Source organism: Streptococcus suis, assembly GCF_002964575.1.
In the GTDB taxonomy this organism is placed as follows: Bacteria; Bacillota; Bacilli; order Lactobacillales; family Streptococcaceae; genus Streptococcus; species Streptococcus suis_R.
This window is the reverse complement of record NZ_POQQ01000026.1, coordinates 1-22,409: the sequence shown is the minus strand read 5'-3', so window position 1 is coordinate 22,409 and position 22,409 is coordinate 1. Positions and strand designations below refer to the sequence as shown.

Here is a 22,409-nt window from a genome sequence, read left to right as displayed (position 1 = left end):
ATTATAAACTGAGAAGCTCTATTCATCCATCACTCTATTATTAGAGAGCATATTTCTTTCATAAAGACAGATTTTAGCGGAGATACAAAAGAAGAAGCTGAACGATGGGAGCTTGAAAACTAGTCATAAATAGAAGCGTCGAACGAGGACCACAGGTTCTTAGATGTTCATTTAGGTCAGGGGGCTAGGAGTAAAAAAGTTCATAAAAATTTCAAGAAAAATCATTATTTCTGTTGATATGTTAATGGCTTTATGTTATAATTTTTTCGTGGTACAAAGGCGTACTAATCAATAAGCAATGTAGCTATATGAAACGACTATGACTTAATGGAGAGTTTTAGTCTGGTTTTCATATGGCTTATTTTTATGGAAAAGTTACATAGAAAGGAGAAGAAATGTACAAGATTTTCTATAAAACAGAATTGTGCATAGGAGAGGGTGCTCTAGAGCAGCTAAGAAGTTATAAGAATGAGCACATCTTGGTTGTTGCAGATCCCTTCCTAAAGCAAACTGGTCAATTGGACAGTGTATTAAGTCATCTGGATCCTAGCAATCAGAGTCATGTTTTTGATGATATTGTACCAGATCCACCGATTGAAACCATTATTGCGGGTATTCAGTCAGTAGGTGGTCAACAAATCAGTATCATCCTTGCGATTGGTGGTGGTTCCGCTCTTGATGCAGCTAAAGCTATTTACTATTTTGGTAAAAAAATGGCTGTGTTTACAGATGTGATTCTAATTGCTATTCCAACAACCAGTGGAACCGGTTCAGAAGTGACAGAATTTGCCGTTATTACTGATAGGCAAAAAGAAATCAAGTATCCCTTGGTTTCAAGAGAAATACTACCAGATGTAGCCATTTTAGATTCCTGTCTAGTATCTTCTTTGCCTGGAAATATAACAGCAGATACGGGGATGGATGTTCTGACCCATGCCATTGAAGCCTATGTTTCGACCAAGGCAACAGATTTTTCAGATGCTCTAGCAGAAAAAGCCATTAAATTAGTTTTCGAATACCTACCTAAAGCCTACCAAAACGGAAACGATTCAGTGGCTCGTGAAAAAATGCATGTTGCGTCAACTCTGGCAGGCATGGCCTTCAATACTGCATCCTTAGGGATCAACCATGGCTTAGCCCATGCGACAGGAGCAAAATTCCATATCCCTCATGGACGAGTAAATAGCATTCTAATGCCCTACGTCATCCAGTATAATGCCAATATCAGTGCTCGTGGCCTAGGTGATAGTGATAAAGCAACAGCTATTCGTTATCAAGAAATTGCTAAGCTAATCGGTTGTAGTGCTACTAGTCCTGTTTTGGGTGTTCGACAGTTGATTGACGCAGTGAAAAAATTGCAACGAAAACTGGATTTGCCGATGACCTTACGGGAATATGGTGTGTCTGTTAGTGACTTTAATCAGTACAAGGAAGAAATTGCAGCAGCAGCGGTAGTAGATAAGTGTACTGCTACAAATCCACGACAACCGAGCACGGAAGAAGCTTTGGCAGTTTTGGAAAATGCTTTCTAGAATTATGTTGATAATTACCCTACTTCGTGTTATAATATACTAACTAGGGTGTTATCCAAACTTCTATTGAGGGAAGGTGGACAAACTGGAAGAAAAACAGAGAATGATACAAGAGTATGTACCAGGGAAACAGATAACCCTGGCCCATCTCATTGCAAATCCTGATGAAGTTATTTATGAAAAACTTGGTTTGCTGGTCGATAAAAAAGGAGCTATTGGCATACTGACGATTACTCCTAGTGAAGCTTCCATCATTGCGGTAGATCTTGCGACCAAGGCGGCAGATGTTCAGATCGGCTTTGTTGACCGATTTAGTGGCTCTGTTGTCATGACAGGAGATGTTTCATCTGTTGAGGCTGCTCTAGTAGCTGTGTTACAAGGCTTGGAGGAAATTCTTCATTTTTCAAGTACAGTTGTAACGCGGACATAAGCTTTCAGAAGAGGTAGGTATGAAAGGTAGAATACTAATAGCAGACAAGGATCCAATGGTTAGACGTGAAGTTAGAGAACTATTGGAAAAGGCTGATTTCGAAGTTGTGGCAGAGGCTAGTGATGGCTTTGAAGCAATAGAATTAAGTCAAAAATACCGTTCGGATTTAGTTGTGATGTCTATCCAGCTACCTCTATTAGATGGTTTGACAGCCTGTAAAAAAATATTGGATGATAATCTGGCCTATAGTGTTCTCTTGTTAACTACCCAAAGTGATGAACAGTATATCGAGAAAGCCAAAAGATATGGTGTTAGTGGTTACTTAGTAAAACCTCTTGATGCTAAATCATTGATTCCTATGGTGGAAGTATGTATTGCAAGAGGTAGACAATTTCAGCACTTGACCAGTGAAATGGCTAAATTGACGAAGAAAATCAATGACCGTATCATCATTGAAAAAGCAAAAGGCTTATTGATGTCCCGTGATCATCTATCAGAATCAGCAGCCTTTAAGCATATTCGAACTATCAGTATGCAAAAGCGAGTTCCCATGGTGGAAATTGCTAAATTGTTGGTTATGCATGATGAGTTTTAATAATAGATATACAATACAGTGAACCAAGTCCTGTGATAGTAAGCAGTATTACAGGATGCTAATCGAATAGAAGAGGCTGACAATGATGTAAGCCTAAAAGCAATGACGCTTGAAGAGTGGTAATAGACGAGTTCTATTAGCATTTCTTTAAGTGTCTTTTTTTGGAGGTAAGGTGATGTCCGATAAGATTTTAAGTGTTGGCATTGATATTGGTACTGCTACGACCCAACTGGTGTTATCTGAATTGACTGTGGAGAATATTGCCTCCGTTTTCACTATTCCACGTGTATATATTACAGATAAGCGAGTTCTGTATAGGAGTGAAATTATCTTTACTCCCATTTTTGAAAATCTTTTGATAGATGTTGAGTCTATAAAAGAATTTGTCAGATTGGAATACCAAAAAGCAGGTATTTCGAAGGATATGATTCAGATGGGGGCTGTCATCATAACGGGTGAAACAGCTAGGAAGGATAATGCTAGCCAAGTCCTAGAGGCCTTAAGTGGCTATGCAGGTGATTTTGTTGTTGCTACTGCTGGTCCAGACTTGGAGAGTATTATCTCTGGTAAGGGAGCAGGTAGTTATCAGTACTCTCAGGAGCACCACACTTCTGTAGCAAATATTGATATTGGTGGAGGAACATCAAATATCTCTGTTTACCGTGAAGGAGACTTGATTGATACCGCTTGTTTTGATATTGGCGGTAGGCTTGTGAAAATTGATCCAGCTAGTCACCATATTACCTATATTGCTCCAAAACTACAAGAAATTATTGTCAAAGAAAAATTAAACTTGGCGGTAGGAGCTCTCCTTAATCGACCAGATCTGGAACGCCTGATAGCTATTCTGGTATCTGTACTAGAGCAAAGTTTGGGCTTAGATACAAATAGTCCCTACTATGAGTTGCTGCAGACCAACCATGGATTGAAATTGGACTATCCCATCCAGTGTGTTTCATTCTCAGGTGGTGTGGCCGATGCGATTTTTCAAGCGGATCGTTCTGTCAGTGAATTTCACTATGGAGATATAGGGATACTACTTGGAAAAGCAATAGCACAATCGAAAATCTTCTCAAACAAGAAGGTAATTGAGTCGGTAGAAACCATTAGGGCTACGGTGGTTGGTGCAGGAAGCCATACGACAGAGGTAAGTGGGAGCACTATTACCTATATTTCAAAAATTTTGCCGATCAAGAATATCCCAGTTTTGAAATTATCTAGTCAAGATGAGATGGGGTCGCAGCAAAATTTGGCGGAGGCTATCAGGGAAAAAAGCCGATGGTTCATGCTTGAAAATGAAGTTCAAGAATTGGCTTTAGCCTTAGATGGTATAAAGAGTCCAAGTTTCGTAAGGGTACAAGAATATGCCCAGGCTATTCTTGAAGGGATGAAAGATAGTATTGATCGAGGAATTCCTTTGTTGGTTGTTGTCAAGGAAGACATGGCAAAGGTACTTGGTCAAAGCTTGTTTGCATTGTTGCCTAAAGATTATCCCTTTGTTTGTATCGATTCTGTTGATGTGCAAAATGGAGATTACATTGATATTGGCAATCCTTTAGTTGAAGGCTCGGTTTTACCTGTCGTTGTAAAAACCCTAGTATTCAGTTAATCAGTCAATATCAAAAGGAGGATAAATTTAATGATATTAAAAACAAAGTTATTTGGTCGAGTCTATGAATTTCATTCTGTGAAAGAAGTCTTGGCCAAGGCTAATGAATTTAAATCAGGAGATCATTTGGCTGGCGTAGCGGCCGAGTCGGCAGAAGAACGCGTGGCAGCCAAGGTAGTTTTGGCTCAGCTAAAACTTTCTGATTTGTTCAATAATCCAGTCGTTCCATATGAAGAGGATGAGGTAACGCGTATTATCATTGACGACGTTAACCTTCGTACCTATGAAAAGATTAAAAACTGGACAGTTGAAGAACTACGTGAATGGATTTTGGACAATAAAACGACCAATATCGATATTCAATGGTTATCACGTGGTCTGACCTCAGAAATGGTTGCTGCAGTAGCTAAGCTAATGACCAACTTGGACTTGATAGTAGCAGCACAGAAAATTATCATTACTAAGACTGCAAATACAACAATTGGTGTTCCAGGAACCTTCTCATCTCGTTTACAACCTAACCACACAACTGATGATCCAGACGGTATTATGGCTTCAACCATGGAAGGATTTGCATACGGATGTGGAGATGCATTGCTTGGTTTGAACCCAGTGGATGATTCAGTGGAAAGCACCAAACGGATTTTGCATAAGTTCAATGACTTCATTGAAGAATATAAAATTCCAACTCAACATTGCGTGCTGGCCCATGTAACAACACAAATTGAGGCCATGAATCAGGGAGCTCCGACAGGATTGGTCTTCCAGTCTATTGCTGGATCTGAGAAAGGAAATACAGCCTTTGGTTTTGATGCTAAAATCATTCAAGAGGCTCGTGACACAGCCTTGAAAGTAGGTACAGCAGCAGGTCCAAACGTTATGTACTTTGAAACAGGTCAGGGATCAGAATTGTCCTCAGATGCCCATCATGGAGCTGACCAAGTAACTATGGAAGCACGTTGTTATGGTTTTGCAAAACGTTTCGATCCATTCCTTGTTAATACTGTAGTTGGTTTCATTGGTCCAGAGTACCTCTACGATTCCAAACAAGTTATTCGTGCAGGTTTGGAAGATCATTTCATGGGTAAATTGACAGGTATTTCTATGGGATGTGACATTTGCTACACTAACCACATGAAAGCTGATCAAAATGATGCTGAAAACTTGCTTGTTCTTCTTGGTGCTGCAGGTGTCAACTACATCATGGCTATTCCACATGGTGACGATATTATGTTGAACTACCAGACAACTGGTTACCATGAAACAGCGACCATGCGTGACTTGTTAGGTAAGCGTCCAATCAAAGAATTTGAAATCTGGATGGAAAATATGGGCTTAATGAAAGATGGCCATCTGACTGAAATTGGTGGTGATGGTTCAGTCTTCATGAAGTCAAAGATATAGGAGGAAGTCACTGTGAATGAACTAGAATTAAAAGAAATGATTCGCTCCATTTTGAATGAAATAACTGAAACGCCAGTTGTGTCAGAACAAATGGATGCCCCTTCCTCTTCGCATCAACCTAAGCAAGAAGATTGCCAAATTGAAGATGGAATCATTCCTGATATTACCGAGGTAGATATTCAGAAACAATTCCTTATTCCAAATGCTATCAATGAAGAGGCCTATCGTAAGATTAAACAATTTACACCCGCTCGTTTAGGTTTGTGGAGGGCAGGAAACCGTTATAAAACGCAAACAATTTTACGCTTTAGGGCAGACCATGCTGCAGCCCAAGATGCTGTTTTCTCCTATGTCTCAGAAGATTTCGTTAAAGAAATGGGCTTTATCCCAGTACATACCAAGGCTTCCTCTAAGGACGAATACCTAACGCGACCTGATTTGGGAAGAATTTTCCCAGAAGATCAGCAGGAAATCATTAAAAATAGCTGCAAGAAGAATGCTAAGGTTCAAATTGTTGTAGGTGATGGATTGAGTTCGTCAGCCATTGAAGCAAACATAAGAGATTTCCTTCCAGCCTTGAAGCAAGGTTTGAAAATGTTTGGTCTAGAATTCGACGAAGTACTCTTTATCAAACACTCCCGTGTTGGAGCTATGGACCATATTGCAGAATTAACAGGTGCTGAAGTCGTTTGTATCTTGATTGGAGAACGTCCGGGACTAGTAACGGCAGAATCTATGAGTGCTTATTTGGCCTACAAACCTACAATGGGCATGCCAGAATCACGTCGGACAGTTGTTTCCAATATCCACAAAGGTGGTACTCCTGCGGTTGAGGCAGGTGCTTATGTTGCGGAAATCATTAAAAAGATTTTGGACAATAAAAAATCAGGTGTTGATTTGAAATAAAAAGGAGGTCCTATTGTGATAAACGAACGTTTAGGAGCATCTGTACTTAGTGCTCTACTCATTTCCAATGTTGATGCTAGCCTGGCTGCTTCCTTGGAGCTAAAACCGCATCATAGAAGTTTAGGGATTATTACATCAGATTGTGATGATGTAACCTATGTTGCGCTAGATGAGGCAACTAAGTCTGCCGATGTTGAAGTGGTTTATGCAAGAAGTATGTATGCTGGTGCTGGTAATGCCTCAACAAAACTTGCTGGCGAGGTCATTGGTATTTTAGCAGGTCCTACTCCTGAGGAAGTACGAAGTGGCTTGGATGTTGCCATTTATGAAATCGAAAACGGTGCAAGCTTCTATAGTGCAAATGATGAGAACACAATCCCATATTTTGCCCATTGTGTTTCCCGTGCAGGTTCTTATCTTTCCCAAGGCGCAAATGCCGAAGAGGGAACTGCTATTGCTTACTTGATTGCACCGCCAGCAGAAGCAATGGTTGGACTTGACGCAGCTCTGAAAGCTTCAGATGTGACCATTGGTGCCTTCTATGGTCCGCCAAGTGAAACAAACTTTGCTGGAGGTCTTCTAGTAGGTTCGCAATCAGCTTGTAGAGCTGCCTGTGATGCCTTTGCTAGAACAGTTATCTCTATTGCAAGTAACCCGAAGAATTATTAAAGGGGGATTAGATGGCTAAAAGAGCACTAGGACTAATTGAAGTAAAAGGGTATCTAGGTGCTGTTGTAGCTGCCGACCTAGCTGTAAAAGCAGCCAATGTTTCCATTATCAATATTGAGAAAATCAAATCAGGTTTGAATACCGTACATATTACAGGAGATGTTGGTGCTGTAAAAGCAGCAGTAGCTGCTGCAGTCGCAGAACTCGAAAATAAATCTTTTTATCGTGGTAGCCATGTCATTGCTAGTATGGATGAGCAGACTGAAAAACTGATCAGGGCTGAGAAGAAACTCAAAAAAGAAGAGCCCCTTCCAGTTGAAGAACAAAAAGTGGAAGAGCAAGCTGAGTCTCTCAATCCATTGAAGGAAGAAGTTGCTGTTTCTGCAAATCTTGTAGAAAGCCCTGAGCCATTGGGAACTACAGAGCAAGTTAATGAACAAGCTAAGGAAACTACTGAAGTAGTGGAAATACCTACAAGCATAGAAGAGGAAGTGGTCGAAACACCTATTGTTCCTAAGTTTTCACAAACAGAGCTGGAAAAATTAAAAGTTGTCAAACTCAGAAGCATAGCCTACCGTGAAAAAGATATTCAATTAAGCAAAAAAGAAATAAAATTTGCTAACAAGCGTCAGCTTGTCCAAGCCTTGATGGAACTCTCAAGAAAGGAGTAATACTGAATGTACTTAGAAGATAAGGATTTAGTATCAATACAGGAAGTTCGCAACCTTGTTCGCCAAGCAAAAATTGCTCAACGTGAACTAGCGCAGATGTCCCAAGAACAGATTGATACGATTGTCAAAGTCGTTGCAAAAGCTTGTTACGATGAGCGTGAACGATTGGCTAAGATGGCTGTTGAAGAAACGGGATTTGGTCGCTGGCAGGATAAAGTTATCAAAAATACAGTGGCTTCAAAGGTTCTTCTGGAGCATATCAAGAATATGAAGACTGTAGGTATCTTGCGCGAAGATACAGAGAAAAAGATTATCGAAGTTGGTGTACCAGTTGGCGTGATTGCTGGTCTGATTCCTTCGACAAACCCGACCTCAACAGTCATGTATAAAGCCCTCATCTCCTTGAAGGCTGGAAACAGTATCGTCTTTTCTCCACACCCAAGCGCCTTGAAGTGTATTGTTGAAACAGTGGAGATTATTAAACGCGCTGCTAAAACAGCTGGCTGTCCAGATGGAGCCATCAGTGTTATTGAAAAAACTTCCATTGCGGCAACTAATGAGCTCATGCGCCACAAAGATACAAATCTTATTTTGGCAACAGGCGGCACAGCCATGGTAAAAGCAGCTTATTCATCTGGAACGCCTGCGATTGGTGTAGGACCTGGTAATGGACCAGCCTTTATCGAACGGAGTGCGGATATTCCAACAGCTGTTCGCCATATTATTGAGTCTAAAACTTTTGATAATGGTGTGATTTGTGCCTCTGAGCAATCTGTCATTGTTGAAGAGGACATGAAAGACATTGTTATCGCAGAATTTAAAAAGCAAGGTGCTTACTTCTTACCACCTGCTGATGCTAAAAAATTGGGAGAGTTTATCATTCTTCCAAGCGGTGCAATGAACCCGAAAATGGTTGGTAAGACACCACAAATCGTTGCTGAACGAGCAGGTATCTCGGTACCAGCAGACGCAAGGGTCTTGATTGCAGAAGAAACACGAGTTGGAAAAGATGCACCATATTCAATGGAAAAACTAGCTCCAATTCTTGGTTTCTATACTGTTAAAACATGGGAAGAGGCTTGTGATTTAAGTATTAAAATTCTGCATCATGAAGGGGTTGGACATACCCTGTCCATCCACTCTAAGAATGATGAGATTATTCGTGAGTTCGCCCTGAAAAAACCAGTTTCCCGTCTATTAGTCAACACCCCTGCAGCTCTTGGTGGTGTTGGTGGCACAACAGGTTTGTTCCCAGCCTTCACCTTAGGATGTGGAGCAGTCGGAGGAAGTGCAACATCTGATAACGTTAGTCCACACAACCTTTACAATATCCGTCGTGTCGCTTACGGGACATCTGAATACACCGATTTCTTAAAAGCAGAAAATTTGATGGATAGTTATAAAGGAACAGTTGCGGGTGCAACAAGGGAAACGCTCTCATCTTCAAGTCTTAAAGAAGATGAACTGGTTGAACTACTTGTAAAACAAGTATTAGCTAAATTAAGTCATTAAAAAATAATTTTTGGAGGTCATAACAATGGCAAGTGCAAACGCATTAGGAATGGTAGAAACACGCGGCTTGGTTGGTGCAATCGAGGCAGCAGATGCAATGGTCAAAGCAGCAAACGTTACCCTTGTTGGTAAAGAACAAGTTGGTGGCGGCTTGGTAACTGTATTGGTACGTGGAGATGTTGGCGCTGTTAAAGCTGCAACAGATGCAGGTGCAGCGGCAGCAGAAAATGTAGGTGAGTTGGTATCTGTACACGTTATCCCACGTCCACATTCAGAAGTAGAAGTTATTTTACCACAAGCTAAAAAAGAAGAAGAATAAAAATCGGAGGACATAACAATGGCAAGTGCAAACGCATTAGGAATGGTAGAAACACGCGGCTTGGTTGGCGCAATCGAGGCAGCAGATGCAATGGTCAAAGCAGCAAACGTTACCCTTGTTGGTAAAGAACAAGTTGGTGGCGGCTTGGTGACTGTATTGGTACGTGGAGATGTTGGCGCTGTTAAAGCTGCAACAGATGCAGGTGCAGCGGCAGCAGAAAATGTAGGTGAATTAGTATCTGTACACGTCATCCCACGTCCACATTCAGAAGTAGAAGTCATTTTACCAAAATAGCGAATAAGTGTACTGGCTACCTAGATGTGTAAAAGGATTTGGGTAGCCAGTTGATTAAAAAATCGTTAAAGGATGTGAGTGTATGTCGGTTTTTACAGAAGTAAAGATTAGAAAGCTACTCAAGGAGCTTTCTATTGCTGACGGAGGAGTTTTCCAGTTAGGTGAACATGAAAAACTGACTCCATCAGCAAGAAGTTACTTGAATGACCATCATATTCGAGTGGTCCAAACGCGTTCCAATAATCAGCAACTTACGACATCTCCACAAGCGATACATCAAAAAGTAACTACTTTAGAAGATTCCGCAATCTATCCACTATTATTTCGTCTAACGACACTGTATCCACATTTTCTTAAAAGTAAACGTGAACTCTATCTTTCATTCGAACAATCAAAATTTGAGAAAGTCAGCAAAGTATTGACAACGATTGAAAGTATGGTATCTGGTCAGATACTGGATGAACTTCACGATTATGATGACCTACTACCGTCGGTGACAGAACTGGATGAATATAGTCAGCAAAGGGAAATGGATTTTAAAAAGCTTTCCTTAACCTGTGCTGTAACGAACTGGAAACTAGCTCTGTACGAAACTTACATAGCCTTAGCTACGCTTGAACAGGAGCTATCGCTGATCGGTTCTCGAGAAAATGATCTATATTTGGCTAAGCTTATTCATTTGTTACATTCTCTTCAGATTTTCCTTTGGATGACGATGGATGAGTGAAAGGTAAGGAGTGATTAGAATGGAAATGCAAGAACTAATTGATAAGATTGCTACAAGAGTTCAGGATGAATTAGAAGGAAGCTTTGAAATTGAGGCAAGTGGACGCCATATCCACCTTTCTCAAGAAGATTTGGAAACCCTATTTGGAAAAGGTTATTCTCTAACCAAAGCCAAAGATTTATCCCAGCCTGGACAATTTGCTTGTAAAGAGCGCTTGACTATTCTGGGTCCCAAAGGCTCTTTTCAGAATGCGGTGATACTTGGTCCCGTCCGTGGTGCTACACAAGTTGAAGTTTCATTGACAGATTGCTTGAAGCTCGGTGTTAATGCTCCTATTCGAGAGAGCGGGCAGATTGAGGACACACCAGGAATTGTCTTGATAAATGGAAGTCAGGTAGTATCTCTGGATAAGGGATTGATTGTTGCTAAACGTCATATTCATATGACCCCAGAAGATGCTGCTAAAGCAAATGTAGTGAATAAGGAAATTGTGCAAGTAAAAGTAGGTGGAGAACGAGGACTAATTTTTGATGATGTAGTCATTCGAGTTCACCCTAAGTTTGCGACCTTTATGCACATTGACTATGATGAAGCCAATGCTTGCGGATTTAAAAAAGGAATGCGTGGTCGCATTATAAAAAAAGGATAGAGATGGGGTAGAAAGGGTTAAAAATGGATAATTTAGAATTTTTAGTTCAAGAGATTACCAATCGCCTTCTAGACCGCCTTAATGGTAGTTCCCATCACATCAAACTGTATCTTATTGGCGATAAGACAGTGAGTGGTTTTTCAGAAGAAGAATACCGTATTGTACAGGGTATTGATGAGGCAGAACATATTATTGCAAATGGTTTGCCCTTAGATTCCCTCTTGCGAATTGCTCAGCTTTGTCCCAATAGTTCAGACGAAACGGAAGTTGTTAATAGTCTATTAGCTGGTAGAAAGGTTCTGGTTTCAAATGAATCTTTTGACCTAGAGTGCTACAGACAGTCAGCTAAGAAGTTGCTTTACCAAGAACTACTTCAGAGAAAATTAAAACTGGAGCAGTATGGTGTGCAGTTTTACTCTCAGAAGGACTTGCCAGCCCTTTTGAAACAAGGCCATATAGAGGTTCAACCCATTCATCAAACTACTGAGAAAAAAGTTTCAAAAAAACCAAAACTCATCACAGAATCTAGGCTGCGTGCTTTAGATTTGGAAGATGATGGAATGTTTCATGTTGAAAAGGGGACCATTATAACTGCCTTGGCGCGTGACTATTTAAATCGCCGTCGAATAACAATCATAGAATAAAAGGAGAGAGAGTATGTTTGTTGGAACAGTAAAAGGGAGTCTTTGGGCTACTAGAAAAGATGAGAACTTAAATGGATTGAAGTTTTTAGTGGTCGAGCGCCAACTAAATGAACAACAAACAGATCCATCTTTGGTTGTTGTCGCGGATTGCATCGGTGCTGGAGAAGGTGATCAAGTGATGGTGACTACAGGCAGTGCAGCTAGAGTTAGCTTGAATAGAGAAAATGTTCCTGTTGATATGGTCGTTGTCGCTATTATTGATAAGGTTGAGTACACAGCTGATGCAGAATAAATTCACTAGAAAGTGAGAAGGGGAATTATGAGTATAAATGAAATCATCATCTACATCATGGTCCTATTCATGTTGGCCGGTGCAGTCGATAAATGTATCGGAGGAAAGTTAGGGCTTAGTGAAAAATTTGAGGAAGGTATCATGGCCATGGGGGCTTTGGCACTTTCGATGGCCGGTATTATGGTTGTTGCACCATTATTAGCGGATATTCTCAAACCAATTATTGTCCCACTATACGGCATGGTTGGTGCAGACCCATCTATTTTTGCTACAACATTCATTGCTAACGATATGGGTGGAGCCCCATTAGCTCTTAGTCTAGCTGATGATCCTATCGTTGGAAACTTTGCTGCCTATGTACTAGGATCTATGATGGGACCAACGATTGTATTTACCATCCCGGTTGCATTGGGAATCATTGAAAAAGATGACCGTCCATTACTGGCTAGAGGTATTTTATACGGCTTGGTAACAGTTCCAGTTGGCTGTTTAGTAGGAGGATTCCTGGTTCCTGGTTTACCTGTAGGGACATTGATGATTAACCTCATTCCAATAGTGATTGTTTCTGCTTTGATTTTTGTCGGTCTTTTGTTAGCACCGAATGGAATGATTAAAGGCTTTGAGATTTTTGGTCATATTATTGTGGTGATTGCAACTCTCGGTTTGGCTTTCGGTGCGGCTCAACTATTAACAGGTAATGAATGGTTAAATAGCCTTTATCCAAGCGGGGCAGAAACACTAATGGAAGCCTTTGGTGTCGTTGGTTCTATTGCTGTGACCTTAGCAGGAGCCTTTGGTTTAGTGGCTATCTTTACAAAAGTTGCCAATAAGCCACTTTCAGCAATTGGTAAATCATTGGGTATGAATGAAGTCGGTGCAGCAGGTCTAGTCGCATCTTTGGCAAACAATATTGCTATGTTCCAAATGATGAAAGATATGGACAAACGCGGTAAGATTATCAACGTTGCCTTCGCTGTATCAGCATCATTTGTTATTGGCGATCACTTGGGCTTCACTGCTGGTCAAAATCCAGATATGATTCTTCCGATGATGGTCGGAAAATTGGTTGGTGGTGTAACGGCAGTTCTACTTGCTTTTGTACTCACTAAAAAAGAAGCTGAGTAGTGGAGGGACTTTATGAGTGACATCAATCGTAGCCAGATAGAAGAACTGGTTAGAAAAATTTTATTAGAAAGTTTTGTAGCTGGAGATTCTTTTAAAAAATCTAGCTCGACAGGTATTCTTTCCTTCAACCTACCTCATATAGAGGTTAGGCCTGAGGATCGTTTAGACACAGGCAATAGCAAGGATGTGGTCTATACCCGTGACCTCCTAACTCTGGAAGAAAGTCCTCGTCTGGGACTTGGCTTGATGACAATGGAAAAAACAACATTCCCATGGCATCTTGACTATGATGAAGTGGATTATGTCATTGAGGGACAATTAGATATCATTACTGGCAATGAGGTGATGACCGCAGGGCCTGGTGAAATTCTCTTTATTCCTAAGGGAAGTGATATTCAATTTTCTGTCAAAGATAAGGCAAGGTTTATCTATGTGACGTATCCTGCGGATTGGCAAAATCAATAAAAAATTTTAAGACAAAATGTAAGCGTTATCGCATAAAGCGATGAAGATGTAAAAAATTAAGTAGAGGAAGATTATTATGGCAAACAAATGTAATGTTACCGAATTTATTGGTTCTAACCCTATTGGTGATACTATTGGATTGGTGATTGCAAATGTCGATCAACAGGTACTTAGTGCGATGAAGTTGGAAAAATCTTACCGCTCACTTGGTGTGGTAGGTGCTCGTACTGGTGCTGGTCCTCACATTATGGCTGCCGATGAAGCAGTAAAAGCAACCAATACAGAAATTGTAAAAATCGAATTGCCTCGTGACACCAAAGGTGGCGCTGGTCATGGTAGCTTGATCATCTTTGGTGGTGATGATGTTTCAGATGTGAAGCGGGCAGTAGAAGTAACCCTTGGAGATATCGCCCGTACCTTTGGTGATGTCTATGCCAACGAAGCTGGTCACATTGAATTGCAATACACTGCGCGTGCTAGCCATGCCTGCCAAGCTGCCTTCGGTGCAGAAGTTGGTCGCGCCTTCGGTCTGATTGTGGGAGCCCCAGCTGCCATTGGTGTTGTGATGGCTGATACCGCTGTAAAAGCAGCAGATGTAGATGTGATTGGTTATGCTTCTCCAGGAAATGGAACAAGCAATTCAAACGAAACTATTCTCTTTATCAGTGGTGATTCTGGTGCGGTTCGTCAAGCTGTTATTTCTGCCCGTGAAATTGGTAAAGAATTGTTAGGTACGCTTGGTGAAACACCAGTTAATTCTCAACCTTCATATATTTGATAGATAGGGAGAAAGAATATGAAATCAAAACGTTTTGAGGCATTAAGTAATCGCCCAATCAACCAAGACGGATTTGTAACAGAGTGGGTTGAAGAAGGCCTTATTGCAATGGAAAGTCCCAACGATCCAAAACCAAGTATTAAAATTGTAAACGGTAAAGTGGTTGAATTGGATGGAAAACCAAAAGAAGAATTTGACCTGATTGACCAGTTTATTGCCAACTACGGTATTGATTTGACTCGAGCAGAAGAAGTCGTGAAAATGGATTCAAAAGAAATTGCCAATATGATTTTGACTCCTTCTGTTCCTCGTTCTGAAATTGTCAAATTGACCAAGGCTATGACTCCAGCTAAAATCGTTGAAGTCGTGAGCCACATGAACGTAGTTGAAATTATGATGGCTGTTCAGAAAATGCGTACCCGCAAACAAACAGCTACGCAATCACACGTTACCAACGTAAACGACAACCCTGTACAAATTGCAGCGGATGCAGCAGAAGGTGCCCTTCGTGGATTTGCAGAGCAAGAAACCACCGTTGCGGTTGCTCGTTACGCACCATTCAACGCCCTAGGGATTATGATTGGTTCACAAGTTGGTCGTCCAGGCGTATTGACCCAATGTGCTTTGGAAGAAGCGACAGAGTTAGACCTTGGTATGAGAGGATTTACAGCCTACGCAGAAACCATCTCTGTCTATGGTACTGAGGATGTCTTCACAGACGGTGATGATACTCCTTGGTCTAAAGCTTTCTTGGCATCTGCCTACGCTTCTCGTGGCTTAAAGATGCGTTTCACATCAGGTACTGGTGCCGAAGTGCAGATGGGACAAGCAGAAGGCAAGTCTATGCTTTACCTAGAAGCTCGTTGCTTGTACATCACAAAAGCAGCAGGTGTACAAGGTACCCAAAACGGTTCTGTATCATGTATCGGTATTCCTGCGGCCGTTCCAAGCGGCATTCGTGCAGTCATTGCTGAAAACTTGATTGCTACCATGCTTGATTTGGAATGTGCTTCTTCAAATGACCAAACCTTTACTCACTCAGACCTTCGTCGTTCTGTCCGCACCTTGATGCAGTTGGCACCAGGTACAGACTTCATCAACTCAGGTTACTCTTCTACACCAAACTACGACAACATGTTTGCAGGCTCTAACTGGGATGCAGAAGACTATGACGATTATAACATCTTGCAACGTGATTTGCGGGTTGATGGTGGTTTGCGTCCAGCTCGTGAAGAGGAAGTTGTTCAAGTTCGTCGTAAAGCAGCTAAAGTTATGCAAGCTCTCTTCAAAGGTCTTGGTTTGCCAGCTATTACAGATGAGGAAGTTGAAGCAGCTACCTACGCACATGGTTCAAAAGATATGCCAGAACGTGATAAGGTTGAAGATATCAAGGCAGCTGTAAACCTCTTAGAACGCGGTGTACAAGGTGTTGACCTTATTAAGGCCCTTGCCAATAATGGTTTCCCAGATATTGCCAATGAGCTTGTAAATCTCTTCAAGCAACGTGTTGCTGGAGATTTCTTGCAAACATCAGCTATCTTTGACCGTAATTGGAATGTTATCTCAGCAATTAACTCTCCAAATGACTATGTCGGTGTCGGCACAGGTCACCGTCTGGTTGGAGAAGAATGGGAAAAAGTGAAGAACATTCCAAATGCCATCGATCCACGTGATATCTAGGAGGTAATCATTATGACAACCATCAATGAGGACGTACTACGTTCCATTATTGCAGAAGTAATCAAGGAAGTTGGCCTAAGCAATAGTACTCCTGCAACTCAAACTACTACAAGTGCTAAGAAAGAAGTCCTGCCAGAAAAGGCTGTTGTTCGCACCATCGGCGTTGCTAAACCAAGCCAATCTGTTGATGAAGTGGTTATTGCAGTAGGTCCTGCTTTTGGCACCCAACAAACCAAGACCATGGTTGATATTCCCCATACCGAAGTGTTACGACAAGTGATTGCAGGTATTGAAGAAGAAGGCTTGAAGGCGCGTGTTGTCAAGGTATATCGCTCATCAGACGTTGCCTTTGTGGCAGTAGAAGGCGACCACCTATCTGGTTCAGGAATTTCAATCGGCATTCAGTCTAAAGGAACAACCGTTATTCACCAAAGAGATTTGCCACCATTGAGTAACTTGGAGCTCTTCCCACAAGCACCACTCTTGACAGCTGATACCTACCGTTTAATTGGTAAAAATGCTGCCAAATATGCTAAAGGTGAAACACCAAACCCTGTTCCAACCTTGAATGACCAAATGGCTCGTCCGAAGTACCAAGCCTATTCAGCCTTGCTTCATATCAAAGAAACCAAGCTTGTTGAAAAAGGTCGTCCAGCTGATGAAATTGAATTGATTTAAGAAAATCTTCAAGGAGAAATCGAAATGAGTGAATCAGTAGAACTATTAGTAAGAAAAATCTTAGAAGAGATGAATGGACAAGACAAGCCTGCAACTAGTGGCCTACCGAAAGGTGTTGAGGCAACTGCGGCAGACTATCCTATTGCCCAAAAACACCCAGACTGGATTGTCGTTGGTGATAATAAGAAATTTGACGATATTACCTTGGAGAACATTGTAAATGGCACTATCACTTCAAAAGACTTGCGTATTAAGCCAGAAATCCTCTTAAAACAGGGTGAAATCGCTCGAAATGCAGGCCGTGAAGCGATTGAATACAACTTCTCTCGTGCCGCTGAATTGACTAAGGTACCAGATGAACGCGTTTTGGAAATCTACAACGCCCTTCGTCCATACCGCTCATCAAAACAAGAACTCTTGGACATCGCAACTGAATTAGAAAATGTCTATGGTGCGAAAATCTGTTCAGGCTTTGTTCGTGAAGCAGCAGAACACTACGAACGCCGTAAGAAACTAAAAGGCGACAACTAATCTGAAAATCGAAAGGAGGAGGAAGGAATGAAGTATATTATCGGTATTGACATTGGAAATTCATCTACTGAGTCTGCCTTGGCTCAGGTACACGATAATGGAACCGTCCAGTTTCTGTCCTCTGCGATTGCAGATACAACTGGTATTAAGGGAACAAAAGAAAATGTTCATGGCATTTACCAATCCCTGAAATTACTCTTAGAACCAACCTCTGTTGGTATCAAGGATGTTGCACTGATCCGTATCAACGAAGCAACCCCAGTCATTGGAGATGTTGCAATGGAAACCATCACGGAAACAGTCATAACCGAATCAACCATGATTGGCCACAACCCAAGGACACCTGGTGGACTTGGGTTGGGGGTTGGTTATACCGTTGATATCTTGGATTTGATCAATAAGCCAATGACAGATAGCTATATCGTTGTGGCTTCCAAGCATGTGGATTTTGATGCAGTTGCTCAACTTATCAACGCCTATGTTTCAAGAGGCTATAAGATTGTTGGTGCTGTCTTGCAGGCTGATGATGGCGTTCTGGTCAATAATCGTCTAGAGAAAAAGATTCCAATTGTAGATGAAATTTCCTATATAGACAAGGTACCGCTAGGAATGTTGGCAGCTGTTGAAGTTGCAGAAGTTGGTAAAGTTATTTCTCAACTCTCCAACCCTTATGGCATTGCGACTGTCTTCCAGCTGGATGCCCAAGATACCAAGCAGGTCGTACCGATTGCCCGTGCCCTGATTGGTAATCGCTCTGCAGTTGTTATCAAGACACCAAAAGGGGATGTTCAAGCAAGAACTATTCCTGCAGGGACCATTAAAATCATTGGGCAACAACAGACTACCAGTGTAGACATTTCAAAGGGTGCAGAAGCCATTATGGACCACGTTTCACGAATTCAGCATATTGAAAATGTGCTGGGTGAAGCAGGAACCAATGTGGGTGGTATGCTGGAAAAAGTACGGCTCACCATGGCTAATTTGACAGAGAAACAACTGGACCAGATTAAGATTCAGGATATTTTAGCAGTAGATACCTTTGCTCCTATTACTGTAAAAGGTGGTTTGGCTGGTGAATTTTCTATGGAGCAGGCTGTCGGCATTGCCTCCATGGTTAATTCTGACAAGTTACAGATGTCCCTGATTGCCCAGGAAGTTGAAAAGGAATTAGGCGTACCTGTTGAAATCGGAGGTGCAGAGGCTCATTCAGCTATTCTTGGTGCCTTAACAACACCGGGGACCAGTCAACCCATGGCTATCTTAGACTTGGGGGCAGGTTCGACAGATGCTTCTATTATCAACAAAAAAGGGGATATACAAGCTGTTCACCTAGCAGGTGCCGGAGATATGGTCACCATGTTGATCAATACAGAGTTGGGGCTTGAGGATCGGCATTTGGCAGAGGATATCAAAAAATATCCGCTTGCCAAGGTTGAAAGTATTTTCCATATTCGTCATGAGGATGGCAGTGTCCAATTCTTTGACAAGCCCTTGAGTGGAGACTTATTTGCCCGAGTGGTGATTGTCAAAGATACTGGAGAGTTGATACCGCTTGACACAGATTATTCAATAGAAAAAATCAAGATTGTCCGTCAGACAGCTAAAGAACGGGTCTTTGTGACCAATGCTATTCGGGCCTTAAAGACGGTCAGTCCAACTCAAGACATCAGAGATATTCCATTTGTGGTTATCGTTGGAGGTTCAGCACTGGATTTCGAAATTCCACAGTTGATAACTGATGCACTATCTCAAAGCAGTATCGTCGCAGGACGAGGAAATATCCGAGGAACAGCTGGACCAAGAAACGCAGTAGCAACAGGCTTAGTCCTATCTTACTGTAAAGAAAAGTGGGGTGACGCTCATGTTATATCAAGCAACTAAGCCGGTTATCCTCATCTACCAGAAGGGAACTGTTGATCAAGAGAAGTTGACCCAAGTAGAGCTTGGCATGGAGGAGGAAGGGATTCCTTTTTTGAAGGAAGTAATAGAAGCTACTTCTGAAGAAGGTATCGTTTCGCTAGCTTTCCAAGCGGCCCAATCCTCCCCCCTCTCAGTAGGTCTAGCCATCAATGACCAGGAAATTGTTCTCCACTATCGGAATTTGCAAAAGGAACAATTTTTCTATCGTTTAGATGACTATCCAAGACAGTCCAATCGGGTCTTAAGGATTTTAGGAACAAATGCAGCCAAACTTGTTAAAGGCACTCCCCTGATACCAGATGCTGCCCTGGAAACATCCTTTTAGAAATAGGTGATCGGAGAGAAAAGATGAACGAAAATCAACATCAAATCAACGAAATCCTGCTTCAACGAATCATTGAGAAATGCCAAGAACTGTTAGAAAAACAGGACAGTTTAAAACCCGTCAATCTTTATGACCGTGCTTTTGACATTGTTCATCGTGCCAGAGAAAAGGCACAGGAATTAAAGGTTCCTGTTGTGATTACCCTGGTAGATGCAGCAGCACAGGTTATCCTAACCAATCGCATGGAAGATGCCCTCTTGGTCAGCTATGATATGGCTTATAAAAAAGCCTATACAGCCGTAGGTATGAAAATGCAGTCAAAAGATTTAGCACTTCTTACAAAACCAAATCATTGGCTCTTTCAGTTAGAAACAATGTCAGAAGGACAAATTGTCAGCCTATCAGGTGGCATTCCAATTTATTCTAATGGACGGATTATCGGTGCAATTGGGATCAGTGGCGGTAACGCTATAGAAGATCAAACAATTGCAGAATATGCAATAGAAGAAATACATGATAAAAAATAGTAGAAGGAGATTTTCACGATGGAGAAATACATTGGTGAATTTTTAGGAACTCTGGTTCTGATAGCCTTTGGTACAGGCTTTGGTTCTTCAATTAGTTTAAAACACGCCCTCTCTAAAAATATGTCCCCTAGTTTCCTAACTGTTATTTTTGCTTGGGGCTTTGCGGTAATGTGTGGTGTTTATGTGGCTGGTTTCTTCGAATCAGGCGGTCACCTCAACCCAGCCGTAACCATTGCATTTGCCTTAGGTGGACTATTTGATTGGAGTATGGTTGCTGGCTATATCATTGCGCAAATTTTAGGAGCCTTCGCTGGTGCAGCAATCGTTGTTTTACATTACTATCCACATTTCCAAGCGACAACAGCAGAGGAAGGCAACTCAGTCGGAATTTTTGCAACTGGTCCAGCTATTGCAAATACGACCTTTAACTTCTTGAGTGAAGTCATTGCGACCTTCTTCTTTATCTTCGTTTTATTATTGATGAATACTGCAGGTTTTGCAGTTGGTCTTGCTCCTGTCGTAGTAGCCTTTCTAGTAATGGCTATCGGACTTTCATTTGGTTCTACGACTGGTTATGCTATCAACCCTGCGCGTGACTTTGGTCCTCGTTTGGCTTATGCACTTTTGCCAATTCCAAACAAGGGTGGAGCCAACTGGGGCTATGCTTGGATTCCAATTGTAGCACCAACTGTTGGTGCAACTCTGGCTGTATTCGTATTTAAAGCCTTGGGAATGGGCTAGTCCCTCTCTCATTGCAGAAAGTATTTGAAGAAAGGATGAGTAATGAAGAAAATTTTTGCAATCAATGCTGGTAGTTCATCTTTAAAATTTCAATTATTGGCTATGCCTGATGAGGAAATCATTGCTAAAGGTATATTTGAAAGAATTGGAGAACCTGAATCGGCATTTACTTTGGTTTACCAAGGACAAAAGGAAACAGAAAAGCTAGTTCTTTCAAGCTATAAAGAGGCAGTGAATTATCTGCTAAAAAGATTAGATGAAAAAGGGATTATACAATCCTTAGCAGATATTGCTGGGATTGGGCATCGTGTGGCTCATGGTGGTGATTACTTTAAGGCCTCTGCTTTGGTGGATGATCATGCCCTCACTAAGATTGATGAATTTTCCTTCCTTGCTCCTAGCCATAACCCTGCAAATTTAGAAGTCATCAAAGCCTTCAAGGAGCTTTTGCCAAATACTCCGAATGTGGCAGTTTTTGATACAGCTTTTCATCAAACCTTAAGCGAAGAATACTTCCTTTACCCTCTGCCTAGAAAGTATTATGACAAATACCGCTTACGCAAATACGGTTTTCATGGCACCAGTCATAAATACATTTCTTTAATTACCAAGGAAGTATATAAACAGCAAGGGCTTGATACGGATCAGTTGAAGGTCATCAGTTGTCATCTTGGTAACGGAGCAAGTATCTGTGCTATTAAGGGGCAACAATCCATCAATACTTCTATGGGCTTTACCCCTTTGGCAGGTCTGATGATGGGATCCAGAAGTGGGGATATTGACCCTGCCATCCTCCCTTTCCTCATGGAAGTGGAAGATTTGACCCCAAATCAACTGACAGCTATTTTAAATAAAGAATCTGGCCTCCTAGCTGTTTCCGACATTAGCAATGACTTGCGTGATATTGAAGAAGCCTATCATAAGGGACATTCTCATGCAATTACTGCTATCGAGATGTTTACTAATCGGATAGCGCATACGATCGCAACCTATATAGTAGATTTAGGTGGAGCAAATGCCATTGTTTTCACAGCAGGAATCGGAGAAAACTCAAGGTTGATACGTGAGAAAGTCGCAGAAAAACTTTCTGTTTTCGGTGTAAAACTTGATCATGAAGCAAATGAAAGTAGTAAAAAACTGATTAGTAAAGATGATTCCAGTATCAAGTTATTTGTGCTTCCAACCAATGAAGAACTAATGATTGCAAGAGATACAATGGAATTGATCTCATAAAATTACATATTTCCTCCAGAGGCTGGGCAAAAACTAGCTTCTCACATATAAAAAAACGAGCAATTCCAATTAGGATTTGCTCGTTTTCCATTTCATGCTTTATAATTATAATAACGACAAAACAACTAGAAAGGCATGAAAATGTATAAACAG

At 41.4% G+C, this 22,409-nt stretch carries 26 protein-coding genes; all 26 read left to right on the top strand.

Going from position 1 to position 22,409, the window contains the following annotated elements; translation table 11 throughout:
* Positions 1 to 395: 395 nt before the first annotated feature.
* The 26 genes from C1E58_RS01790 to C1E58_RS01665 all read left to right on the top strand — a co-directional run bounded on the left by C1E58_RS01790 (position 396) and on the right by C1E58_RS01665 (position 22,256).
* On the top strand, positions 396 to 1,532 hold the full coding sequence (locus tag C1E58_RS01790) for a 1-propanol dehydrogenase PduQ (protein WP_105209129.1): 1,137 nt from the start codon (positions 396 to 398) through the stop codon (positions 1,530 to 1,532).
* Positions 1,533 to 1,617: 85 nt separating this feature from the next.
* Positions 1,618 to 1,962 (top strand): ethanolamine utilization microcompartment protein EutS, encoded by a 345-nt coding sequence (eutS, locus tag C1E58_RS01785; RefSeq protein WP_024380898.1) that lies wholly within the window; start codon positions 1,618 to 1,620, stop codon positions 1,960 to 1,962.
* Between the two features lie 19 nt (positions 1,963 to 1,981).
* Positions 1,982 to 2,557, top strand: coding sequence for an ANTAR domain-containing response regulator (locus C1E58_RS01780; protein ID WP_024380897.1), 576 nt, complete (start codon positions 1,982 to 1,984; stop codon positions 2,555 to 2,557).
* A gap of 175 nt (positions 2,558 to 2,732) precedes the next feature.
* Positions 2,733 to 4,166: an ethanolamine ammonia-lyase reactivating factor EutA gene (gene eutA, locus C1E58_RS01775; RefSeq protein WP_105209128.1), complete on the top strand. Its 1,434-nt coding sequence runs from the start codon at positions 2,733 to 2,735 to the stop codon at positions 4,164 to 4,166.
* Positions 4,167 to 4,196: 30 nt separating this feature from the next.
* Positions 4,197 to 5,570 carry an ethanolamine ammonia-lyase subunit EutB gene (locus C1E58_RS01770; RefSeq protein ID WP_105116848.1) on the top strand — a complete coding sequence of 458 codons (1,374 nt, stop codon included), beginning with the start codon at positions 4,197 to 4,199 and terminating at the stop codon, positions 5,568 to 5,570.
* A gap of 90 nt (positions 5,571 to 5,660) precedes the next feature.
* Positions 5,661 to 6,476, top strand: a complete 816-nt coding sequence (eutC, locus tag C1E58_RS01765; RefSeq protein WP_419579752.1) for an ethanolamine ammonia-lyase subunit EutC — start codon at positions 5,661 to 5,663, stop codon at positions 6,474 to 6,476.
* 15 nt (positions 6,477 to 6,491) lie between these two features.
* Positions 6,492 to 7,145, top strand: coding sequence for an ethanolamine utilization microcompartment protein EutL (gene eutL / locus C1E58_RS01760; RefSeq protein WP_105116846.1), 654 nt, complete (start codon positions 6,492 to 6,494; stop codon positions 7,143 to 7,145).
* Between the two features lie 11 nt (positions 7,146 to 7,156).
* On the top strand, positions 7,157 to 7,816 hold the full coding sequence (locus tag C1E58_RS12490; RefSeq protein ID WP_105209127.1) for a BMC domain-containing protein: 660 nt from the start codon (positions 7,157 to 7,159) through the stop codon (positions 7,814 to 7,816).
* Between the two features lie 6 nt (positions 7,817 to 7,822).
* A complete protein-coding gene (locus C1E58_RS01750; RefSeq protein ID WP_105209126.1) occupies positions 7,823 to 9,328 on the top strand; it encodes an acetaldehyde dehydrogenase (acetylating) in 1,506 nt (501 codons plus the stop codon).
* Between the two features lie 25 nt (positions 9,329 to 9,353).
* On the top strand, positions 9,354 to 9,647 hold the full coding sequence (gene eutM / locus C1E58_RS01745) for an ethanolamine utilization microcompartment protein EutM (RefSeq protein WP_024380890.1): 294 nt from the start codon (positions 9,354 to 9,356) through the stop codon (positions 9,645 to 9,647).
* Between the two features lie 18 nt (positions 9,648 to 9,665).
* A complete protein-coding gene (gene pduA / locus C1E58_RS01740; RefSeq protein ID WP_105209125.1) occupies positions 9,666 to 9,941 on the top strand; it encodes a propanediol utilization microcompartment protein PduA in 276 nt (91 codons plus the stop codon).
* Between the two features lie 82 nt (positions 9,942 to 10,023).
* The gene (locus tag C1E58_RS01735; protein ID WP_105209124.1) at positions 10,024 to 10,668 is read left to right on the top strand and encodes a hypothetical protein; all 645 of its coding nucleotides are present in this window, start codon (positions 10,024 to 10,026) and stop codon (positions 10,666 to 10,668) included.
* A 25-nt stretch (positions 10,669 to 10,693) separates the two neighbouring features.
* Positions 10,694 to 11,317, top strand: a complete 624-nt coding sequence (gene eutD, locus C1E58_RS01730) for an ethanolamine utilization phosphate acetyltransferase EutD (protein WP_419579953.1) — start codon at positions 10,694 to 10,696, stop codon at positions 11,315 to 11,317.
* A gap of 23 nt (positions 11,318 to 11,340) precedes the next feature.
* On the top strand, positions 11,341 to 11,961 hold the full coding sequence (locus tag C1E58_RS01725; RefSeq protein WP_105209122.1) for an ethanolamine utilization protein: 621 nt from the start codon (positions 11,341 to 11,343) through the stop codon (positions 11,959 to 11,961).
* Between the two features lie 13 nt (positions 11,962 to 11,974).
* On the top strand, positions 11,975 to 12,253 hold the full coding sequence (locus tag C1E58_RS01720; protein WP_024380885.1) for a EutN/CcmL family microcompartment protein: 279 nt from the start codon (positions 11,975 to 11,977) through the stop codon (positions 12,251 to 12,253).
* Between the two features lie 27 nt (positions 12,254 to 12,280).
* Positions 12,281 to 13,378 (top strand): ethanolamine utilization protein EutH, encoded by a 1,098-nt coding sequence (locus C1E58_RS01715; RefSeq protein ID WP_105209121.1) that lies wholly within the window; start codon positions 12,281 to 12,283, stop codon positions 13,376 to 13,378.
* 12 nt (positions 13,379 to 13,390) lie between these two features.
* Entirely contained in the window at positions 13,391 to 13,843 is a 453-nt protein-coding gene (locus tag C1E58_RS01710; RefSeq protein WP_105209120.1) for a cupin domain-containing protein, read from the top strand.
* 76 nt (positions 13,844 to 13,919) lie between these two features.
* Positions 13,920 to 14,621 (top strand): propanediol utilization microcompartment protein PduB, encoded by a 702-nt coding sequence (gene pduB / locus C1E58_RS01705; protein WP_105209119.1) that lies wholly within the window; start codon positions 13,920 to 13,922, stop codon positions 14,619 to 14,621.
* An 18-nt stretch (positions 14,622 to 14,639) separates the two neighbouring features.
* The gene (locus tag C1E58_RS01700) at positions 14,640 to 16,301 is read left to right on the top strand and encodes a propanediol/glycerol family dehydratase large subunit (protein ID WP_105209118.1); all 1,662 of its coding nucleotides are present in this window, start codon (positions 14,640 to 14,642) and stop codon (positions 16,299 to 16,301) included.
* 12 nt (positions 16,302 to 16,313) lie between these two features.
* Positions 16,314 to 16,979, top strand: coding sequence for a propanediol/glycerol family dehydratase medium subunit (locus C1E58_RS01695; RefSeq protein WP_105209117.1), 666 nt, complete (start codon positions 16,314 to 16,316; stop codon positions 16,977 to 16,979).
* A gap of 24 nt (positions 16,980 to 17,003) precedes the next feature.
* Positions 17,004 to 17,510: a diol dehydratase small subunit gene (locus C1E58_RS01690; protein ID WP_105209116.1), complete on the top strand. Its 507-nt coding sequence runs from the start codon at positions 17,004 to 17,006 to the stop codon at positions 17,508 to 17,510.
* Between the two features lie 27 nt (positions 17,511 to 17,537).
* Complete coding sequence (locus C1E58_RS01685) at positions 17,538 to 19,391, top strand: diol dehydratase reactivase subunit alpha (protein ID WP_105209115.1); 1,854 nt, start codon at positions 17,538 to 17,540, stop codon at positions 19,389 to 19,391.
* Positions 19,372 to 19,755: a glycerol dehydratase reactivase beta/small subunit family protein gene (locus C1E58_RS01680; RefSeq protein ID WP_105209114.1), complete on the top strand. Its 384-nt coding sequence runs from the start codon at positions 19,372 to 19,374 to the stop codon at positions 19,753 to 19,755. The genes C1E58_RS01685 and C1E58_RS01680 overlap by 20 nt, the downstream gene beginning before the upstream one ends.
* Before the next feature lie 23 nt (positions 19,756 to 19,778).
* Positions 19,779 to 20,282 (top strand): GlcG/HbpS family heme-binding protein, encoded by a 504-nt coding sequence (locus C1E58_RS01675; RefSeq protein WP_105116834.1) that lies wholly within the window; start codon positions 19,779 to 19,781, stop codon positions 20,280 to 20,282.
* Positions 20,283 to 20,300: 18 nt separating this feature from the next.
* Positions 20,301 to 21,023 (top strand): MIP/aquaporin family protein, encoded by a 723-nt coding sequence (locus C1E58_RS01670; protein WP_105209113.1) that lies wholly within the window; start codon positions 20,301 to 20,303, stop codon positions 21,021 to 21,023.
* Positions 21,024 to 21,065: 42 nt separating this feature from the next.
* Positions 21,066 to 22,256: an acetate/propionate family kinase gene (locus C1E58_RS01665; RefSeq protein WP_105209112.1), complete on the top strand. Its 1,191-nt coding sequence runs from the start codon at positions 21,066 to 21,068 to the stop codon at positions 22,254 to 22,256.
* Positions 22,257 to 22,409 lie beyond the last annotated feature (153 nt).

Bases quoted from the DNA above. Each gene is read 5' to 3' on its own strand.
- C1E58_RS01790 (WP_105209129.1), top strand. From the start codon at position 396: ATGTACAAGATTTTCTATAAAACAGAATTGTGCATAGGAGAGGGTGCT.
- C1E58_RS01780 (WP_024380897.1), top strand. From the start codon at position 1,982: ATGAAAGGTAGAATACTAATAGCAGACAAGGATCCAATGGTTAGACGT.
- eutA (WP_105209128.1), top strand. From the start codon at position 2,733: ATGTCCGATAAGATTTTAAGTGTTGGCATTGATATTGGTACTGCTACG.
- C1E58_RS01770 (WP_105116848.1), top strand. From the start codon at position 4,197: ATGATATTAAAAACAAAGTTATTTGGTCGAGTCTATGAATTTCATTCT.
- eutC (WP_419579752.1), top strand. From the start codon at position 5,661: ATGGATGCCCCTTCCTCTTCGCATCAACCTAAGCAAGAAGATTGCCAA.
- C1E58_RS12490 (WP_105209127.1), top strand. From the start codon at position 7,157: ATGGCTAAAAGAGCACTAGGACTAATTGAAGTAAAAGGGTATCTAGGT.
- C1E58_RS01750 (WP_105209126.1), top strand. From the start codon at position 7,823: ATGTACTTAGAAGATAAGGATTTAGTATCAATACAGGAAGTTCGCAAC.
- eutM (WP_024380890.1), top strand. From the start codon at position 9,354: ATGGCAAGTGCAAACGCATTAGGAATGGTAGAAACACGCGGCTTGGTT.
- pduA (WP_105209125.1), top strand. From the start codon at position 9,666: ATGGCAAGTGCAAACGCATTAGGAATGGTAGAAACACGCGGCTTGGTT.
- C1E58_RS01735 (WP_105209124.1), top strand. From the start codon at position 10,024: ATGTCGGTTTTTACAGAAGTAAAGATTAGAAAGCTACTCAAGGAGCTT.
- eutD (WP_419579953.1), top strand. From the start codon at position 10,694: ATGCAAGAACTAATTGATAAGATTGCTACAAGAGTTCAGGATGAATTA.
- C1E58_RS01725 (WP_105209122.1), top strand. From the start codon at position 11,341: ATGGATAATTTAGAATTTTTAGTTCAAGAGATTACCAATCGCCTTCTA.
- C1E58_RS01720 (WP_024380885.1), top strand. From the start codon at position 11,975: ATGTTTGTTGGAACAGTAAAAGGGAGTCTTTGGGCTACTAGAAAAGAT.
- C1E58_RS01715 (WP_105209121.1), top strand. From the start codon at position 12,281: ATGAGTATAAATGAAATCATCATCTACATCATGGTCCTATTCATGTTG.
- C1E58_RS01710 (WP_105209120.1), top strand. From the start codon at position 13,391: ATGAGTGACATCAATCGTAGCCAGATAGAAGAACTGGTTAGAAAAATT.
- pduB (WP_105209119.1), top strand. From the start codon at position 13,920: ATGGCAAACAAATGTAATGTTACCGAATTTATTGGTTCTAACCCTATT.
- C1E58_RS01700 (WP_105209118.1), top strand. From the start codon at position 14,640: ATGAAATCAAAACGTTTTGAGGCATTAAGTAATCGCCCAATCAACCAA.
- C1E58_RS01695 (WP_105209117.1), top strand. From the start codon at position 16,314: ATGACAACCATCAATGAGGACGTACTACGTTCCATTATTGCAGAAGTA.
- C1E58_RS01690 (WP_105209116.1), top strand. From the start codon at position 17,004: ATGAGTGAATCAGTAGAACTATTAGTAAGAAAAATCTTAGAAGAGATG.
- C1E58_RS01685 (WP_105209115.1), top strand. From the start codon at position 17,538: ATGAAGTATATTATCGGTATTGACATTGGAAATTCATCTACTGAGTCT.
- C1E58_RS01680 (WP_105209114.1), top strand. From the start codon at position 19,372: ATGTTATATCAAGCAACTAAGCCGGTTATCCTCATCTACCAGAAGGGA.
- C1E58_RS01675 (WP_105116834.1), top strand. From the start codon at position 19,779: ATGAACGAAAATCAACATCAAATCAACGAAATCCTGCTTCAACGAATC.
- C1E58_RS01670 (WP_105209113.1), top strand. From the start codon at position 20,301: ATGGAGAAATACATTGGTGAATTTTTAGGAACTCTGGTTCTGATAGCC.
- C1E58_RS01665 (WP_105209112.1), top strand. From the start codon at position 21,066: ATGAAGAAAATTTTTGCAATCAATGCTGGTAGTTCATCTTTAAAATTT.